Annotated in this window: 20 protein-coding genes and 1 pseudogene; 8 read left to right on the top strand and 13 right to left on the bottom strand. The window is 54.0% G+C overall.

Annotated features, from left to right (window positions below):
• Positions 1-3,273: 3,273 nt before the first annotated feature.
• Entirely contained in the window at positions 3,274-3,606 is a 333-nt protein-coding gene (locus ICT70_RS11315) for a type II toxin-antitoxin system RelE/ParE family toxin (protein WP_191156686.1), read from the top strand.
• A 1-nt stretch (position 3,607) separates the two neighbouring features.
• Positions 3,608-3,922 carry a transcriptional regulator gene (locus tag ICT70_RS11310; RefSeq protein WP_191156684.1) on the top strand — a complete coding sequence of 105 codons (315 nt, stop codon included), beginning with the start codon at positions 3,608-3,610 and terminating at the stop codon, positions 3,920-3,922.
• Positions 3,923-4,198: 276 nt separating this feature from the next.
• On the opposite strand, the gene ICT70_RS11305 is transcribed toward ICT70_RS11310, so the two are convergent.
• Both ICT70_RS11305 and ICT70_RS11300 read right to left on the bottom strand, forming a co-directional pair.
• The gene (locus tag ICT70_RS11305) at positions 4,199-4,627 is read right to left on the bottom strand and encodes a hypothetical protein (RefSeq protein WP_191156682.1); all 429 of its coding nucleotides are present in this window, start codon (positions 4,625-4,627) and stop codon (positions 4,199-4,201) included.
• Positions 4,617-5,195: an ArsR family transcriptional regulator gene (locus tag ICT70_RS11300; protein WP_224747002.1), complete on the bottom strand. Its 579-nt coding sequence runs from the start codon at positions 5,193-5,195 to the stop codon at positions 4,617-4,619. Before ICT70_RS11300 ends, ICT70_RS11305 begins: the two co-directional genes overlap by 11 nt.
• Before the next feature lie 241 nt (positions 5,196-5,436).
• Here ICT70_RS11300 and ICT70_RS11295 point away from each other — a divergent pair, with 241 nt between their 5' ends.
• Positions 5,437-5,718, top strand: coding sequence for a nucleotidyltransferase family protein (locus ICT70_RS11295; RefSeq protein WP_191156680.1), 282 nt, complete (start codon positions 5,437-5,439; stop codon positions 5,716-5,718).
• 101 nt (positions 5,719-5,819) lie between these two features.
• Here the strand turns inward: ICT70_RS11295 and ICT70_RS15270 are convergent.
• The 3 genes and pseudogenes from ICT70_RS15270 to ICT70_RS15120 form a co-directional block, all read right to left on the bottom strand.
• Positions 5,820-6,119: pseudogene (locus ICT70_RS15270) on the bottom strand (HipA N-terminal domain-containing protein); the annotation flags it as partial.
• 3 nt (positions 6,120-6,122) lie between these two features.
• A complete protein-coding gene (locus tag ICT70_RS11290) occupies positions 6,123-6,377 on the bottom strand; it encodes a helix-turn-helix domain-containing protein (protein WP_191156678.1) in 255 nt (84 codons plus the stop codon).
• Positions 6,378-6,448: 71 nt separating this feature from the next.
• Complete coding sequence (locus tag ICT70_RS15120; protein ID WP_272977241.1) at positions 6,449-6,574, bottom strand: hypothetical protein; 126 nt, start codon at positions 6,572-6,574, stop codon at positions 6,449-6,451.
• Between the two features lie 34 nt (positions 6,575-6,608).
• Between ICT70_RS15120 and ICT70_RS11285 the strand changes: the two genes are divergently transcribed.
• The 4 genes from ICT70_RS11285 to ICT70_RS11270 all read left to right on the top strand — a co-directional run bounded on the left by ICT70_RS11285 (position 6,609) and on the right by ICT70_RS11270 (position 9,037).
• Complete coding sequence (locus ICT70_RS11285) at positions 6,609-6,899, top strand: nucleotidyltransferase family protein (protein WP_191156672.1); 291 nt, start codon at positions 6,609-6,611, stop codon at positions 6,897-6,899.
• On the top strand, positions 6,892-7,170 hold the full coding sequence (locus ICT70_RS11280) for a HepT-like ribonuclease domain-containing protein (RefSeq protein ID WP_191156670.1): 279 nt from the start codon (positions 6,892-6,894) through the stop codon (positions 7,168-7,170). The genes ICT70_RS11285 and ICT70_RS11280 overlap by 8 nt, the downstream gene beginning before the upstream one ends.
• Before the next feature lie 138 nt (positions 7,171-7,308).
• On the top strand, positions 7,309-7,485 hold the full coding sequence (locus ICT70_RS11275; protein ID WP_191156669.1) for a hypothetical protein: 177 nt from the start codon (positions 7,309-7,311) through the stop codon (positions 7,483-7,485).
• Between the two features lie 1,183 nt (positions 7,486-8,668).
• Positions 8,669-9,037 (top strand): hypothetical protein, encoded by a 369-nt coding sequence (locus tag ICT70_RS11270; RefSeq protein ID WP_224747001.1) that lies wholly within the window; start codon positions 8,669-8,671, stop codon positions 9,035-9,037.
• A gap of 354 nt (positions 9,038-9,391) precedes the next feature.
• Here the strand turns inward: ICT70_RS11270 and ICT70_RS11265 are convergent, their stop codons facing one another.
• The 7 genes from ICT70_RS11265 to ICT70_RS11235 all read right to left on the bottom strand — a co-directional run bounded on the left by ICT70_RS11265 (position 9,392) and on the right by ICT70_RS11235 (position 14,266).
• Positions 9,392-9,829: a flagellar assembly protein FliW gene (locus ICT70_RS11265; protein WP_191156667.1), complete on the bottom strand. Its 438-nt coding sequence runs from the start codon at positions 9,827-9,829 to the stop codon at positions 9,392-9,394.
• Positions 9,826-10,068, bottom strand: a complete 243-nt coding sequence (gene csrA / locus ICT70_RS11260) for a carbon storage regulator CsrA (RefSeq protein WP_191156665.1) — start codon at positions 10,066-10,068, stop codon at positions 9,826-9,828. The genes ICT70_RS11265 and csrA overlap by 4 nt, the downstream gene beginning before the upstream one ends.
• 177 nt (positions 10,069-10,245) lie before the next feature.
• Positions 10,246-11,403: a flagellar hook-associated protein FlgL gene (flgL, locus tag ICT70_RS11255; protein ID WP_191156663.1), complete on the bottom strand. Its 1,158-nt coding sequence runs from the start codon at positions 11,401-11,403 to the stop codon at positions 10,246-10,248.
• 8 nt (positions 11,404-11,411) lie between these two features.
• Positions 11,412-13,064 (bottom strand): flagellar hook-associated protein FlgK, encoded by a 1,653-nt coding sequence (flgK, locus tag ICT70_RS11250; protein ID WP_191156661.1) that lies wholly within the window; start codon positions 13,062-13,064, stop codon positions 11,412-11,414.
• Positions 13,065-13,067: 3 nt separating this feature from the next.
• Complete coding sequence (locus ICT70_RS11245; protein WP_191156659.1) at positions 13,068-13,421, bottom strand: hypothetical protein; 354 nt, start codon at positions 13,419-13,421, stop codon at positions 13,068-13,070.
• A gap of 2 nt (positions 13,422-13,423) precedes the next feature.
• A complete protein-coding gene (flgM, locus tag ICT70_RS11240) occupies positions 13,424-13,714 on the bottom strand; it encodes a flagellar biosynthesis anti-sigma factor FlgM (protein WP_191156657.1) in 291 nt (96 codons plus the stop codon).
• A 9-nt stretch (positions 13,715-13,723) separates the two neighbouring features.
• Complete coding sequence (locus tag ICT70_RS11235) at positions 13,724-14,266, bottom strand: hypothetical protein (RefSeq protein ID WP_191156655.1); 543 nt, start codon at positions 14,264-14,266, stop codon at positions 13,724-13,726.
• A 218-nt stretch (positions 14,267-14,484) separates the two neighbouring features.
• On the opposite strand from ICT70_RS11235, the gene ICT70_RS11230 reads away from it, so the two are divergent.
• Positions 14,485-14,955 (top strand): response regulator, encoded by a 471-nt coding sequence (locus tag ICT70_RS11230; RefSeq protein ID WP_191156653.1) that lies wholly within the window; start codon positions 14,485-14,487, stop codon positions 14,953-14,955.
• Positions 14,956-14,987: 32 nt separating this feature from the next.
• Here ICT70_RS11230 and ppk1 read toward each other — a convergent pair whose 3' ends face one another.
• Positions 14,988-17,174, bottom strand: a complete 2,187-nt coding sequence (ppk1, locus tag ICT70_RS11225; RefSeq protein ID WP_191156650.1) for a polyphosphate kinase 1 — start codon at positions 17,172-17,174, stop codon at positions 14,988-14,990.
• Positions 17,175-17,363: the final 189 nt, after the last annotated feature.

Raw genomic sequence — 17,363 nt, 5'->3', positions numbered from 1 at the left:
GAAACCTTTAGAACCGGCGGTTCGCGCACCGCCGAGCGCCTTACTTTTTACAGCATCAAAAAGTAAGCAAAAACTGCTCCACTGGCGTGGGGCAACGTGAGGTAGGCGGTATGGCGCAGGGATCCGGCAGGCAGCGGCTGAACGGTGATGTTCAGCGAATTCATATTTTCAACCTGGTCGCCCTGAGCGCAAGCGCTGAGGGGCCAATGACGGCTGGCCGCTGCGACGATTTGGCTGAAAGTGGGTCACGCGCCTGCGTCATTCCCGCCGGTGCGGGAAAAGCAATGCAGTAACAATAACCGTCATCTTCCCCCGTTCCGAGCCCTTACCAGCGAACGTCCGCGCTGCACCCCCTGGCGAGCGCAGCGAGAGGGGGCGCCTGTTGCAGTTCGTGAAAAGCGGCAGCGCCCACCCATTTTCATCTGCCGTCATCAAATGCACCGCCTCCCGCACACCACAAGTCGCCCCACGCCAGTGGAAAGCTCTTTTTGCTGACTTTTTGGAGCGCTTGCCAAAAAGTCAGGCGGAGTGCGGGGCCGCGACCCCGCGACCTTGATGTTGGTGTTGACGTGGGATGATCGGGCGGGCCCCCTTCGGCAGGCTCAGGATAAAGGGCACAGCGCGCCGTGCCCCTACGGGAAAACCTCTATAACCGGCGGTTCGCGCACCGCCGAGCGCCTTACTTTTTACAGCATCAAAAAGTAAGCAAAAACTGCTCCACTGGCGTGGGGCAACGTGAGATAGACGGTTATGGCGCAGGGATCCGGCAGGCAGCGGCTGTACGGTGATGTTCAGCGAATTTATATTTTCAACCTGGTCGCCCTGCGCGCAAGCGCTGAGGGGCCAATGACGGCTGGCCGCTGCGGCTATTTGGCTGATAGTGGGTCACGAGTGTTCTGGATTCCCGCCGGCGCGGGAATAGCAATGCAGTAACAATAACCGTCATAACTACCGTTCCGAGCCCTTACCAGCGAACGTCCGCGCTGCACCCCCTGGCGAGCGCAGCGAGAGGGGGCGCCTGTTGCAGTTCGTGAAAAGCGGCAGCACCCACCCGCTTACGACTACCGACGAACATGGCTCCGCCCCCCGCACACCACAAGTCGCCCCACGCCAGTGGAAAGCTCTTTTGCATCCTTTTGGAGCGCTTGCCAAAAGGATGGCGGAGTGCGGGGCCGCGACCCCGCGACCTTGGTGTTGGTGTTGGTGTTGACGTGGGATGATCGGGCGGGCACCCTTCGGCAGGCTCAGGATAAAGGGCACAGCGCGCCGTTCCCCTACGGGAAAACCTCTATAACCGGCGGTTCGCGCACCGCCGAGCGCCTTACTTTTTACAGCATCAAAAAGTAAGCAAAAACTGCTCCACTGGCGTGGGGCAACGTGAGATAGACGGTTATGGCGCAGGGATCCGGCAGGCAGCGGCTGTACGGTGATGTTCAGCGAATTTATATTTTCAACCTGGTCGCCCTGCGCGCAAGCGCTGAGGGGCCAATGACGGCTGGCCGCTGCGGCTATTTGGCTGATAGTGGGTCACGAGTGTTCTGGATTCCCGCCGGCGCGGGAATAGCAATGCAGTAACAATAACCGTCATAACTACCGTTCCGAGCCCTTACCAGCGAACGTCCGCGCTGCACCCCCTGGCGAGCGCAGCGAGAGGGGGCGCCTGTTGCAGTTCGTGAAAAGCGGCAGCACCCACCCGCTTACGACTACCGACGAACATGGCTCCGCCCCCCGCACACCACAAGTCGCCCCACGCCAGTGGAAAGCTTTTTTGCATCCTTTTGGAGCGCTTGCCAAAAGGATGGCGGCGGGCGGGGCCGCGACCCCGCGGTGTTGGTGGTGGTGTTGACGTTGAATGATCGGGCGGTTCATGAATCGCCCCTACAAAAAACCTTCACAACCGGCGGTTCGCGCACCGCCGAGCGCCATCCTTTTGATAGGCGTCAAAAGGATGCAAAAACGCCTCCACTGGCGTGGGGCAACTTGAGATAGACGGTTATGGCGCGTTGATCTGGCAGGAAGGTGCAGTACGGTGATAGTCATCTGACCAACATGTTTAACCTGGCCGCCCTTCGCGCAAGCGCTGAGGGGCCTATGACGGCTGGCCGCTGCGGCGATTTTTCTGATGGTGGGTAACGACCCTTCTGGATTCCCGCCGGCGCGGGAATGACGCCGAAGTAAAAGTAACCGTCATCTTCCCCGGTTTAAGCATTTACCAGCGAACGTCCGCGCTGCACCCCCTGGCGAGCGCAGCGAGAGGGGGCGCTTTTTGCCTTCCGTGAAAAACGGCAGCACCCACCCGCTGTCATCTGCCGTCATCAAATGCCCCGCCCCCCGCACACCACAAGTCGCCCCACGCCAGTGGAAAGCTCTTTTTGCTGACTTTTTGGAGCGCTTGCCAAAAAGTCAGGCGGCGGGCGGGGCCGCGACCCCGCGACCTTGATGTTGGTGTTGACGTGGGATGATCGGGCGGGCACCCTTCGGCAAGCTCAGGATAAAGGGCACAGCGCGCCGTGCCCCTACGGGAAAACCTCTACAACCGGCGGTTCGCGCACCGCCGAGCGCCTTACTTTTTACAGCATCAAAAAGTAAGCAAAAACTGCTCCACTGGCGTGGGGCAACGTGAGGTAGGCGGTATGGCGCAGGGATCCGGCAGGCAGCGGCTGAACGGTGATGTTCAGCGAATTCATATTTTCAACCTGGTCGCCCTTCGCGCAAGCGCTGAGGGGCCAATGACGGATGGCCGCTGCGACGATTTGGCTGATAGTGGGTCACGAGTGTTCTGGATTCCCGCCGGCGCGGGAATAGCAATGCAGTAACAATAACCGTCATGACTACCGGACCGAGCCCTTACCAGCGAACGTACACGCTGCACCCCCTGGCGAGCGAAGCGAGAGGGGGCGCCTGTTGCCTTCCGTGAAAAACGGCAGCACCCACCCGCTGTCATCTGCCGTCATCAAATGCCCCGCCCCCCGCACACCACAAGTCGCCCCACGCCAGTGGAAAGCTCTTTTTGCTGACTTTTTGGAGCGCTTGCCAAAAAGTCAGGCGGAGTGCGGGGCCGCGACCCCGCGACCTTGATGTTGGTGTTGAATGATCGGGCGGGCCCCCTTCGGCAGGCTCAGGATAAAGGGCACAGCGCGCCGTGCCCCTACGGGGAACCGGGATGAGACACCGCCCCTTGTCGTCATATCCAAAAATTACTATTCCAGACAACATCGACATATTTATATTTGGTAACTTATATGTTACTATTAGTTATGATTAGGAGGGGGAATGAACATCCACGAGTATGTAACCAACGAAGGGATAAGCCCCTTCAAGGGCTGGTTTTCAGCACTCGATGCCAGAGCAGCGGCTAAAATAACCGTTGCCCTGACAAGGCTTGCGCGGGGCAACACGTCAAACGTGAAGTCCGTGAGTTCCGGAGTTTACGAGTACAAAATCGATTTTGGTCCTGGGTATCGCATCTACTTTGCTTATGATGGACCCCATTTGGTTATTCTTCTGGCTGGAGGCACAAAAAAACGCCAGCAGCAGGATGTCTCTACCGCCAAGGAACGCTGGAATGATTTTAAACAACGCAAAAAAGCGCAAAAAGGAGGGTAACATGCCCCTTTCTAGAGAATTCAAAGAAACCGTCATGGAACGAGCCAAGCAGGATAAAGCCTTTCGCGAAGAGCTTATTATCGAAGCCACCAATGCCCTGTTGGAAGGGGATATTGATACGGGAAAAAGCCTGATCAAAGATTATCTCAATGCGACCGGTTCTTTTCCCGTTGTTGCAGATCAATTACACAAGGACGAGAAGAGCATTCGCCGGATGCTCGGCTCTGGCGGCAACCCAACACTGCAAAACTTTGTTGGTATCCTCAAAGTGTGCAGTACAAGCGAGCAAATGCAGCTAAAAATCTGCCCCCATTAACTCCGCGGATGAGTCCACAATTGTTTCACGCCCTGCGACCGCCCTTCCGCAGGGCACGGTAAAGGGCACGGCCCGCCGTGCCCCTACGGGGGGAACCTTTATCACCGGCGGTTCGGGCATTGACCAGCGAAGGTACGCGCGGCATCCCCTGGCCCATCCCCTTTAGGGTGTAGCATGCCTCGCCCGATTTTCCTGTGCGGAAGGAGCCAATCCTCCTACGAACCCCTCCAGTTTCTTTTTATGACAGGCGACAAATTTTGATTGAGCACAACCACATTAAATGCTTTTTCTGCTGAGCCAGGACATTAACAACGATTGAAGTTCTGAAACAACGGCAATCAGTTCGTTTAATTCGCTCTCACTCGGAGTAAACGAACCATCGTAGAGCCCTGCGGCGCGCTGTTTGCGAAATTCTTCCAATAACCGAAGTTTTTCCCGTGGATAACCGATCGTCAATGGCAGAGTTTGTAACGCAATGACATGGTGGCCTCCGCGGGAATTTGGCCGCAGATGATGACTCCTGAGAGCAACCAGACCAATCTGTAACAACGCCTCATAGGCGATATCGAATCGTGTTTCAAGGCTGACTGTTTGATTCCGGGAGTCCGTCAATTTAGTTGCAATCTTTTCAAGCAACCGTTGTATTTCCGGTTTTCTTGAGGGTTCGTGCTCAAGCCCCCTGCCGATCAGATTTTCAAGTGTCATTGATTCCCCCCATCAGGATTTCCAGTGGTCCCGCGAGCACCGCTTGAAGAAAATTCTGCTCCTCGTGACGGAACTGCCGAAAATGTTCTGGACTATAGACGCGGACATTGATTTCCCTATCAAACTGAGACTCCAGATGACTGACTGCATCAAGAATCTGCGAGAGGCTGACCTGACCAACAATCAGAAGATCAACATCGCTGCGGGAATGGTCTCTATGTTTTGCAGTTGATCCGTAAATGGCTGCAAATTCGATATGATCTGCCAATGGCTCAAGAGCGCCTTTAATCTGCCTGGAAAGCCCACAGGTTTTGCGCACCAGGTTGAGCAGATCCGGGTAGATGGGGTGCGTGGTATTGGCTCGATAGGTTACGCGATTACCGTCCTGTTCACGGAGAATCAGATCCGCTGCTAGCAACTGTTTTAGTTCGTGCTGTAGAGCTCCGGGACTGATTCCTGTGTGGCGAGAAAGTTCTCGCACATAGAGGCTGGATACCGGCAAGTCAAATAACCGTGACAGTATGGCCTGACGGGTCTTGCCAAATAAAAGATTAGTTGCATTCACCATAGTGTACTAAATTAAAGAACGACTGTCCTGAAATCAAGTACAAAATGATCGATGTCGCCTCTACGGGCAAATCTATCCATTCTGGGGTGTTTTGCGGTAGGGGCGGGATTCATCACGCCCGCTTGTAATAGCAACATCTGGGCGCAATGAATTGCGCCCCTACATCATCACAACATTACCGTGGCCCGAAGAATCCTTCAGGGTCATGATAATATTCCATTAACACCAAGGAGAGTGGGCTATGAGAACCGAAGAAATTACCGAATTTTTGGCAACCCATAAAGATGAAATGGCGCAACGTTTCGGGGTGGTTAAAATCGGCCTGTTCGGCAGCTATGCCCGTGGTGAAGCCGATGACCACAGCGACATAGACATTGCCATCGAAATGGCCGCCGATCAAAAGAATTTGCACAACTTTCTAGCGCTTAAACGCCATCTGGAAGAAACCTTCGGCAAAAAAATAGACATTGGCGCCCCGGCAAGGGACAGGCGCACGCCGGACTCCCCCGCCAGTAACGGCTGAGGTGGATCCGCAGTGACAATTTGATAAAGTTCTTTTTCACTGAGCTGTTGGTAGTGGCCGCTGTCTGATGTTTCACGGTCAGGCGGCAGTAACCGAACGGCACCTGCGCATTCGCCGCCGAGATCAGCGAGCAAGCCGAAGACGTCACCCGTGCTCCGACCCAGACGACGGGCAACAGCAGAAAGAACATCGCCTTCCGGCAGAAGGTTCCCAAACCAGATCCGCGTTTGCTGATCGCTAAAGGAGCTTTCACGCAAGGGCAGGGAGAGAGACAGTGGATGACCTTGGGGATGGCCAAGCCATTTGCGGTCATAAGCAAAGCTCAGTTCTGCGCTTACTCGTCTTAGTGTTCCGACCAACCGGTCATTCAGATAGACCTGAAGATACTCCGGATTTGCCATGGGTTATTCCCGCACATCGTTGATTGAGCGGGGATGAACGGCAACAGTCAACCCTAAACCGCTTAACAACTGAAACACCTTACCGACTTCCGCAGTGGCTTTTCCCCGCTCAATTTCCCCGATTAACCTTGGTCCAACCCCGACAAGGGCGGAGAGTTCCTCCTGGGTAAGTCCCTGTTCCTTGCGTACCTGCCGGATCAGTTTGCCAAGCTGTGCAACGTCAGGAATCTTCCCGTACAGTGTGGCTGTGCTGTTCATGCGACCATACCCCCTTAAATTCTTCCTTTTCGGTAAGAATAGTCTGTCAGTACATGGAAAGCAAGGTTTTCTTACCGTTCAGGAATGGGACTGCTAGCGACCGTCCGTGCGACCCCGCGACCTTGATGTTGGTGTTGACGTTGAATGATCGGGCGGGATTCATCAATGCCATTGCCCGGATAATCCTTCAGGGTCATGATAATATTCCATTAACACCAAGGAGAGTGGGCTATGAGAACCGAAGAAATTACCGAATTTTTGGCAACCCATAAAGATGAAATGGCGCAACGTTTCGGGGTGGTTAAAATCGGCCTGTTCGGCAGCTATGCCCGTGGTGACGCCGATGACCACAGCGACATCGACATCGCTATTGAAATGGACACCCAACATATCGCCGATAGTTATTTTGGCGCGTTGCATTTCCTGGAAGATCATCTACAAAAAAAAATCGACCTCGGGCTCCTGTCTAATCTCCGTCCGGAGCTGAAAGAACGAATAACAAAGGAGATTATCTATGTCTGATCGAGACAGTCTCCTATATCTGAAGGATATTCTCGATTCAATTGAAGCGATTCAATCCTTTGTCAAGGACATCAGCTTTGAACGCTTTATTAACGACCGCAAAACACTCTCGGCGTCAATCCGCGAACTGGAAATTATCGGGGAGGCCGCCGGTCGTGTTTCTCCCCAAATTCAGCAACAATTTTCAGACATCCCCTGGCGCACCATGAAAGACTTTCGCAATGTCCTCGCCCATCACTATTTCGGCATCAATGCCAATCTAGCACGGTAAAGGGCACGGCGCGCCGTGCCCCTACGGGAAAACCTCTATAACCGGCGGTTCGCGCACCGCCGAGCGCCTTACTTTTTACAGCATCAAAAAGTAAGCAAAAACTGCTCCACTGGCGTGGGGCAACGTGAAATAGACGTTATGGCGCAGGGATCTGGCTGGCAGCTGCTGAATGGTGATGTTCAGCGAATTTCTATTTTCAACCTGGTCGCCCTGCGCGCAAGCGCTGAGGGGCCGATGACGGCTAGCCGCTGCGGCGATTTGGCTGATAGTGGGTCACGAGTCTTCTGGTTTCCCGCCGGTGCGGGAAAGCAGTAACAATAACCGTCATGACTACCGGACCGAGCCCTTACCAGCGAACGTACACGCTGCACCCCCTGGCGAGCGCAGCGAGAGGGGGCGCTTTTTGCCTTCCGTGAAAAACGGCAGCACCCACCCGCTGTCATCTGCCGTCATCAAATGCACCGCCTCCCGCACACCACAAGTCGCCCCACGCCAGTGGAAAGCTCTTTTTGCATCCTTTTGGAGCGCTTGCCAAAAGGATGGCGGAGTGCGGGGCCGCGACCCCGCGACCTTGATGTTGGTGTTGGTGTTGACGTGGGATGATCGGGCGGGCACCCTTCGGCAGGCTCAGGATAAAGGGCACAGCGCGCCGTGCCCCTACGGGAAAACCTCTATAACCGGCGGTTCGCGCACCGCCGAGCGCCTTACTTTTTACAGCATCAAAAAGTAAGCAAAAACTGCTCCACTGGCGTGGGGCAACTTGAGATAGACGGTTATGGCGCGTTGATCTGGCAGGAAGGTGCAGTACGGTGATAGTCATCTGACCAACATGTTTAACCTGGCCGCCCTTCGCGCAAGCGCTGAGGGGCCTATGACGGCTGGCCGCTGCGGCGATTTTTCTGATGGTGGGTAACGACCCTTCTGGATTCCCGCCGGCGCGGGAATGACGCCGAAGTAAAAGTAACCGTCATCTTCCCCGGTTTAAGCATTTACCAGCGAACGTACACGCGGCACCCCCTGGCGAGCGAAGCGAGAGGGGGCGCTTTTTGCCTTTCGTGAAAAAAGGTAGCGGCCACCCGCTTAAAACGGTCGGCGAAAATTAATCCGCTTCCCGCACACCACAAGTCGCCCCACGCCAGTGGCAAGCTCTTTTGCATCCTTTTGGAGCGCTTGCCAAAAGGATGGCGGAGTGCGGGGCCGCGACCCCGCGACCTTGATGTTGGTGTTGACGTGGGATGATCGGGCGGGCACCCTTCGGCAGGCCCAGAGACCACCCTTCGGCAGGGCACGGCGCGCCGTGCCCCTGATATGGGAACATCAATCAATGTTGGTGTGCTTTGCGGTAGGGGCGGGATTCATCACGCCCGCTTGTAATGGTGTCATTAAACCACCGAGGCGCAATGAATCCCGCCCCTACATCATCAAAAAAACACCATTGCCCCGATCAATCATCATCGCTATCATAGCAAGTCATTTCAACCAACACCGGAGGGAACCCATGACCAATGAAGACAAGGATCATCTTGATCAGTTGCTGAAAAACCAGACCATTGAACTCACCAGACATGTCACAGCGATCAGTGAAAACTTCGACCTGAAAATCGGCCTGATTGCCGATGGGCAGGTCATTTTGCGCAGGGAAATGCACGAAATCAGAGATGAGCTCAAACAAGACATAACCCACCTCGACTTCAAGATCGACACCGTCAATAACCATCTGAGCGGGAGAATCGATCAGCTTGACAGCAAAATCGACAGCGTCGAAGACAGCTTAAGCCAAAAAATTGACGCCATTGCTATTGACATCAAAGCCCACCGCGCCGATACCGAAGCCCACGGCGGGATCTATCGGGTCAAAGAATCATAATCAGTAACCGGCGCTTCTCACTGCATCCCCTGGCGAGCGCAGCGAGAGGGGGCGCTTTTTGCCTTCCGTGAAAAGTGGCAGCGGCCAACCGCTTAAAACGGTCGGCGAAAATTAATCCGCCTCCCGCACACCACAAGTCGCCCCACGCCAGTGGCAAGCTCTTTTGCATCCTTTTGGAGCGCTTGCCAAAAGGATAGCGGAGTGCGGGCGATGCCCTGAGCCTGTCGAAGAGGGCCGCGACCTAAGCGGTATGGATGTTGATTCAGATATTAAATAATCGGGCGGGTCCTACAAAAAAATCCGCTGCAACCATTGGCTGCAGCGGATTTTTTCTTTATCAATCATTGGTTCGCTCTACTCTTTTGCCGGCGCAACCTCGGGCAATGGTGTTCGCGGACTGAACTGCGTCCCTTCCAGAATCACCTGCAGGGCTTTGTTGGTTGCAGGAGCAAAGAGCACCGGTGCCGCCAGATTCATAGTAATCTTGCGTTCAGCCGACACGGAAACAATGCTGCACACCAGACAGGGTTCACCATTTGTAATGCCAAGTTTCCGGCGTTCACGATTATCCGGAATCACCTTATAATCATAAAAAAAGTCGGCCGGATCCGTGAGGATAAAGGCAGCATGAGGGTCTTCCACGCTCTGGATCCAGAACAGAGGGCCTTCTTTTTCATTAGGCATCACCACAAAATCACGCAAATTTTCAAAACCGATGAGACCTTCAGGAAAATGAAGAATGTTCGTTGGATCGTACTCAATTTCACCAAAACGGGATTGAATTTTTTTCATGGTTGTTTCCTCCCGGACTTCAGCATGCTGCTCAACTCGTTCAGATCCGTGATGTGCCATTGTGTTGCCTCCTGGTTCTCCTGTTTGATTTTGTCGTAGACTTCCTGACGATGAACCTTCATGTCGCGGGGAGCATCAATGCCGATGCGGATACCGCCGCCTTTTACTTCGATGATGGTGATTTTGACATCATCACCGATGATGATGCCTTCGCCTGCCTTGCGTGTCAGTACCAACATAGTGTGCCTCCTGGCGGGTTTGTCCGTACCGCCTCCGCGTACGGGTTAGAAGAAAATCCAGCCACCAAGACACGAAGGGCTCCAAGAGAGGCCTTTTCATATTCAAGACTTCAAGAAATTCTATTTTTTTTTAAAAACAGATTGTCTTGGTGTTCTTGGGGCCTTGGTGGCTATTTTTTAAATGTAATCCAGTATCGACAGGCTCGACACCCTACCCGTCACACTCAAGGCCGCCTGGAAGCTCTGCTCCTGTTGCTGCAATTGGGTGATGGTTTCAATGATATCGGCATCTTCAAACCGGGAGCGAAAGGCCTCCATATCAATCTTGATTTTTTCCATCTGTGAACCCGCAACTTCAAGACGTTTGCCGATATTTCCTTTTAAGCTGCGCTCGCCGCGGATCTGGTTGGCGGCATCCTCCAGCGGATCGATCAGTCCCTGAACAGCCGTCTGATCTTTTGACTCCAGCGCCTCTATCAGATTCGTAACGATGCTAAATATGTCGTTAGGCTCCATCATCAATGACTGGCCGGTCAGATTGACGGTAATCAGCTCATTAGGGGCAATCTCAAACTGCACATCGCTCTGATCACCATTGTAAAGGACCGGCGAAGGCGGGGAGTAGTCAATGGTAACAGCATCAGCAATATCACCGGTTGGTGTATAGCTAATAGATGCATTTCCAACAAAGCCCGGCACAGGGGTAAAGGTCAGGGCATATTCTGCTGGATTTGTTGTATCCAGAGTCCATGTGCCTTGGTTCGGTACCACAAGAGAGGTCACCGGGGTGTCGCCATCCAACAGCACTGCCGGACCGGATAAAGGCGGTGCTACAGCAACAGATTGAGCCACGCCTGCTGCGGGATAATCGGGATTGCCGGGGTAATCCGGATTCAAGGAAAAGGGTTCTGTCTTTTCACTAAATCCGGCAAACAGGTACTTGCCATCAACCTGGGCGTTAGCGTCGGCAATGAGGCTCTGGCGCAACTGTTTGACCTCTTCCGCATAGGTCTGCAAATCCTGATCACTGACGGCCCCGTTAACTGCCGCGATAGCAATCTCTTTCAAACGAATCATGGTGTTGCCGATGCCGTCGAGATAACCGTCCATGTTGTTGATCCGGTCAAGGCCGGTGGCAATGGTTTCGATGTAACGATCAGAAGCCTGAATCTGGGTCCGCGCACTTAAGACCGGGCTGATCGCTGTCGGATCGTCAGACGGGCGATTGAGCTTCTTGCCGGTTGCCGCCTGCAGCTGCAGGGTGGACAACCGGTCGCTGGTGCGATCAAGAAAGTTCTGCAAACTACGATAGGTTGTTACTTGGGTTGCTTTCATGGCATCACCTAGCGCTTCAGGGTCATCAGAGTAGCCATCATTTCATCAACCGTCGACAAAAAGCGCGCCGAGGCTTCAAAACCACGCTGATATTTGAGCAGGTTGATCATTTCTTCCTCCAGCGATACGCCGTCAACACCGTCACGCATGTTTTCCAACTGCACCAGGCTGTCCTTAAACCCCTGGGCGGCCTGACGGTTACGGGCGGCCTCGACCCCGACGGCGGAAGCGATCTTGCCGTAAAAGGAGACGAAGGTATCATTGCCCAAGGTCTGCTTTTGCTCCAGCAGCAGAATCGCCAGGGCGTTGGTGTTATCGCCGGGAGCGGAACCAGTTCCTGCAGCAATCTGTTTGGTTTCGCTGATGGCGAGTTTCAGATTGGAAGAATAGTCTTGTGAACTGAAGGTTGGTGGAGCGTAAGTACCACCTGCAAGACCCGAGGCATCGATTTTGACGTTGGCACCTGACACCGAACGAATAACCAGCTGATTGTTCGAATTGATCTCAGCAGTAATCCCGGCAATGCCGTCATCAGGATCATTGATGGCCCCGATAATATCTTCCAGTGAATTTAAACCAGTGATGATTGTTGGTTCACCATTGCCTACGGTAAGGACTATTTGACCATTCCCAAAATTGCCGATGGCAGGATAACTTTGACTGACGTGACTGCTCGGTGGTTCGAAAAAACTAAGGTTGCTAGTCGGGTTGGGTTCCAACCCACTTCCGCTGACATGCATGGCATTGACTTCGGTGGCAAAGGAATAGGCCAGCTGATCCAGACGGTTGACGACATCAGGGATCATGACATCGCGAACTTCGTAAAGACCACGGAATTCACCACCTAAAGCGTTTCGGTCAAGGGGCAGAGTCGATGCGCCAAAACTCAGCTCAAGGTTGACATCGGTTCCGGAAAAGACGGCATTGATCTGATTGGCCTTCCCCATTTCCACCAGGGGCATACCGTTGGGCAGCTGCACCGAAGCGGCACCGGTGGAGGTTTCAAAGGTGGTGGCACCGATACTGGTAGCGAGGCTCTTGAGCAGGACATCGCGCCGGTCACGGTCAGAGTTGGCATCCTGACCGGACATCTCCAGCGCCGAAATCCGGGTATTGAGCTGGGCGACTTCTTCCAGGGCCAGGTTCACGCCATCAACCTTGGAGGTGATGGTGCTGTTGACATTTTTCACCGATTGCTGAATTTCGCGATAGATATTGGAGAAGGCGCGGCCGATCAACTCGCCACGCTGCAGGACCGCCTGCCGCTCGACTTCACCGCCGGGATTGGTGGAGAGCTGCCGCCAGGCATCAAAAAACTGGTCAAACTCATCCGACAGGCTGCCTTCGCCGATACCGATGACGCGCTCCAGTTCGGCCAAGGGGTTAAGCATGCTGTTCTCGAGGCCGAATTCCATCGACTTGTCTTTGATCTGACCGGCAAGAAAAACATCATGAGAACGCTGAACCGATCCGACGGTGACACCGGTACCAATAAAAAAATCACCAAAAGCCAAGGCCGGATAGGGGGTCAGATGGGGGGTCTGGCGCGAGTAGCCTTCGGTATTGACGTTGGCGACATTCAGACCGGTGATCTCGATCGCTTTTTGGTTGGTCTGTAATGAGGTGCGGCCGGAATTCAGCGCAGCGTTGAGTCCACCCATGATCTACACCTTTCCTGACAGCAGTCGCCCACCCTGATGCAGCGTGCGGGACTGACCCGAACCGCCATAAACTTGCGGCATGGCGGCTTTACCGAAAAACCCCATCAGATCACGTACCCAGTTCAGTCCGGTCCACAGCAAAAAAGCGTTGCGGCGATTTTCGTGGTCGATCTGCTTGAGCAGATCCTCTAATCCATCAACCTGCTCGGGAGCAATAACCAGCCCTTTGAGCAAGGCTTCCTTGTCGGCAACGATCGCCTGCAGCCCTTCCATGTCGAGGTGTTGGGCCGCTTCGCGTTCCTGGCCGAGCAACTCAAGCAGACGCTCCAGGGCTTGTCTGACCTGGGGATCGGCCATGATCAGCTCTCCCGCATCAAAAAGGGGAGCAGACTGGCAGCGACCTTGTTCAGGTCAGGCTTGTAGCTGCCGTCCTGAATCTGGCTTTTGAGTGCTGCGATCTTGTCCATACGGGCAGTCTCCTGAGCGGATGTAGCGGCGCCAACTTTTTCAGCATCTTTTAAGGCACTGGAAAAATCGACCCGATCGGTTTGTTTGCCGCCGTCATTTTTCTTGACGTTGGCCGCCTTGTCAGTTCGCCCCATCTGCCCGACAGGTCCGTATCCTCTATGTCCAACGATTCGATCGACCATAACCAACTCCTATTGTTCCTGGTCAAAACCGGCAGCAAAGGTGTCCAGTTTTTCCATAATGGCTGCGTACGTGTTCTGTGATATTTCCGGCAAGGCCCCGCCAAAAGCCTGTTGTGCTTCGTTAAAGCCCTTGTCGATGGCATCTTTCATCTGCTGTAATTTACCGGGGTCGCTACCAAAGGCATTGATAGCAAAATCAACGATCCGGTCCGAGGTCTGCTCCACCCCGAAATAACCGTCATCAGCCACCAGGGCCTGGGCTTGTTCGGGGGTCAGGGTAGCCAGATCGATGATCTCACGGCCGGTATCCACTTGGCCGGCGGCGCCCTGATCCAGCAGGGTTTTTACCACCAGTTGCCTTAGTAGTTCATAGGGTTCTGCCACGTTCAGACCCGGTCCGTAGGTTGCTTGCGCCTTGTTATTTTCTCCCAGGGAAACCCGGTCTGAGCCACCGGTCGGCGGCTGGTGCGCCGGCTTGTGCTGGGCTTTCTCTCCCTGTAGCGGAGCATTCAATGGCTTGGAGCCACCGGTCGGATCGATCTGCTGGGCCATGGCGAACCTCCCTGTTGTCCATGTATAGGTTTTGCTCTATGGGACTGTTATCGACAGCATTGATGGTCTTCTTTAGTTTTTTCTGGAACGTGTCATAGTCTTTTTTAGGAACGCCGACAGCATACAGGGTTGACTTTCATCTTGTTAGCTACTACAAATGATATTCTATAAATAGTTCTTGCTGGAACGCTGCCTTGACCACAGGATATGTCGCAATCATGACCGACCAGAACAAACCTCAACTACCCCAGCACTGGGCTCAGGGGTGGGCTCACTGTGCTTTTACCCCAGAGGCTCCCATCGCCTACGGAGAGGGGGAGACCGTGCTGCTGGCAGAAAAAGACCCAACCCTGCTCAAGCTGGGCAAAACATTGCTCGAGAACCTCAACTACCGGGTCCTGACTGCCGGCAGTGGCGCCCGGATTCTGGCACAATGTCAACTTGAACAGATTGATATTATCGTTTTTGATGTGGAAATAGATTATCAGGTGGCGGAGGCAGAGAAAACTCTCGCCAAGATCAGGCAGCTCCATCCCGCCACCAGGATACTACTTTCAACCGCCCATGATATGGCCCTGGGGTTACGTTGTTGCCCGAAGGTAGAAGGCCTGCCGGTACTGACCAAACCCTTTACGGTACGATCCTTCAGTCAGTCCATTCGTCAAGGTCTGGGGACAAATGGGGAGTAGGGAGTAGGGAGTAGGGAGTGGGGAGTGGGGATCTAGGCCTGCCGCGCCTTGCGCTTACGCAGACGTTGCACCTGGTGCACGCGCTTTTCCGCCAGCTTGATCTGCTGTTCCTGGCTTCCCGCTACCCCTTTGCACGGACGTGGTTCATGCAGGCGATAACTGCCGTCGGGTTGCATCTGCCAGCCATTGACCCGATCGTCTAACTGACGTTCCATCATTTCCAGCAGTTGCTGCCGCAAATCGGGGGAACTGACCGGGATTAATGCTTCCACCCGGAATTCAAGGTTGCGCTTCATCGCATCAGCCGAGCCGATCAGCAACTCCTGTTCGCCACCATGGTGAAAATAGTACATACGGGCGTGTTCAAGAAAACGTCCGACGATTGACACCACCCGGATGTTCTCCGACAGACCGACAATCCCCGGTCGAACGCGACAACTGTCGCGCACCAGCAGATCGACCCTGACTCCAGCCTGTGAGGCGCGATAGAGGGCGCGGACAATCTGCACATCCTCCAGGGCATTCATCTTGAAAACAATCCGTGCCGGTCGGTTGTCGACATGGCAGGCGATTTCCCGATCGATTTTGTCGAGCAGGGCTTTTTTCAGGATTTTTGGGGCCGGCAGCAGGCGGGTATAGTTGCGCTTGGGGGTAAAGCCGGTGGTCAGGTAATTGAACAGCTCGGTGGCATCGCGACCCACATCCCTATCGTAGATCAACAGCCCCAGATCACTGTACAGCCGAGCAGTAACCGGATGATAGTTGCCGGTGCCGATATGCACATAGCGGCGCAACCCTTTGTAATCTTCACGAATGACCAGAATCATCTTGGCGTGGGTTTTCAATCCGACGACACCATAGGTCACATGAATGCCCGCCTCTTCCATACGGGTAGCAAGCTTGATGTTGGCCTGTTCATCAAAGCTGGCCTTGAGTTCCACCACCACCGCCACCTGCTTGCCGTTGCGCGCAGCGCGAATCAGATAGTTGATGATACCGCTATTGGGGTGGGTACGATACAAGGTCATTTTGATGCCACGTACCTTGGGGTCGCCGGCGGCCTCGTGCAGAAAGCGTTCAACCGATGAAGAAAAGGACTCATAGGGATGTTGCAGCAGGATCTCACGCTGATCACGGATACAATGAAAGATGCTGCGCTCCCTGGTCAGCAACGGATGATCAATGGGGTGATGGGGCGGATCTTTAAGGGCAGGAAACTCCAGGTGATGTAACTCCCACAGATCGCGCAAGCCGAGCATTCCTTCAGAAACAAAAACGTCCCGTTCTTCGTTAAGACCCAGCTCAGCCGCCAAACGCCCACGATACTCAGCAGACGCATCAGGTGTCACCTGCAAACGCACTATAGGGGCTACCCGACGGTGTTGCAGGGTGGACTCAATCAATTCAAGCAGATCATCGGCGTGCTCTTCATCCTTGCTGGTATTGGCGTTGCGAGTAACACGAAATAGTTCACAACTGAGAATCTCCATCCCCGGAAAGAGCAGATCCAGGTTTTGCTCCATCATCTCTTCGAGCAGGACATAGCGGTGCCCCTGCTGTCCAACCTGCTGAAAACGATTAGCACCGGCACCCACCGGCACCTTGACCCGTGCCAGGGAAATCTCCTTGTCACCGGGATAGCGCAGCTTGACAAACAGATTGAGGGACAAATTGGAAATAAAGGGAAAGGGGTGGGTCGGGTCAACCGATTGTGGAGTAATCAGCGGAAACAGGTTATCGTAAAAATAACTGCGCAAGGCCTTCTGTTCGCCAGGTTCCAGCTCATGATAGGCAAGGATCTCAATACCTGCCTTCGCCAGCGCTCTAAGCAACTCTTTTAACGTCTGTTCACGCCGAACGCTCTGGTCAATCAAGGTTTGATAACAGGCTTCGATCTGCTGACGCGGGGTACGGCCGTCGACGGTGGTATCCTGAATACCGGCGGCAACCTGTTGTTTGAGGCCACCGATGCGTTTCATGAAAAACTCATCCATGTTCGAGCCGTAGATCGCTAGAAACTTGACCCGTTCCAGCAGGGGCAGCCGTTGATCCGCGGCCTGACTCAACACCCGGTTATTAAACTCCATCCAGCTCAGTTCCCGGTTGAGATAGAGGGAGGGGTCGCCTAGATCAAACTCTTTTTTTTCGGCCGGCACCGGACTCTCCTGTCTGGACAATGATGAAGAAACGGGCGGTAGCAACGCAGGCGGATGAGACATCTGACTCTCCTGATGATATTATGGGGAAATTCCGCGCCACCCTAGCCCGTCTATGTGAGAATTGTGTGAGAAAGCTGTTTTTTCCCCAACTTTCGACCCAAATCATGGCAATAGGTCAGACTGATAGGTTAAGATGAAAAACAACAATCTGACCCATTGATGACTGTACAAACATTCTACTACGATTTG

Origin of the sequence: Pelovirga terrestris (genome assembly GCF_014773365.1) — a bacterium.
Taxonomy (GTDB): Bacteria; Desulfobacterota; Desulfuromonadia; order Desulfuromonadales; family Geopsychrobacteraceae; genus Pelovirga; species Pelovirga terrestris.
This window is presented reverse-complemented; position numbering and strand designations above follow the sequence as displayed.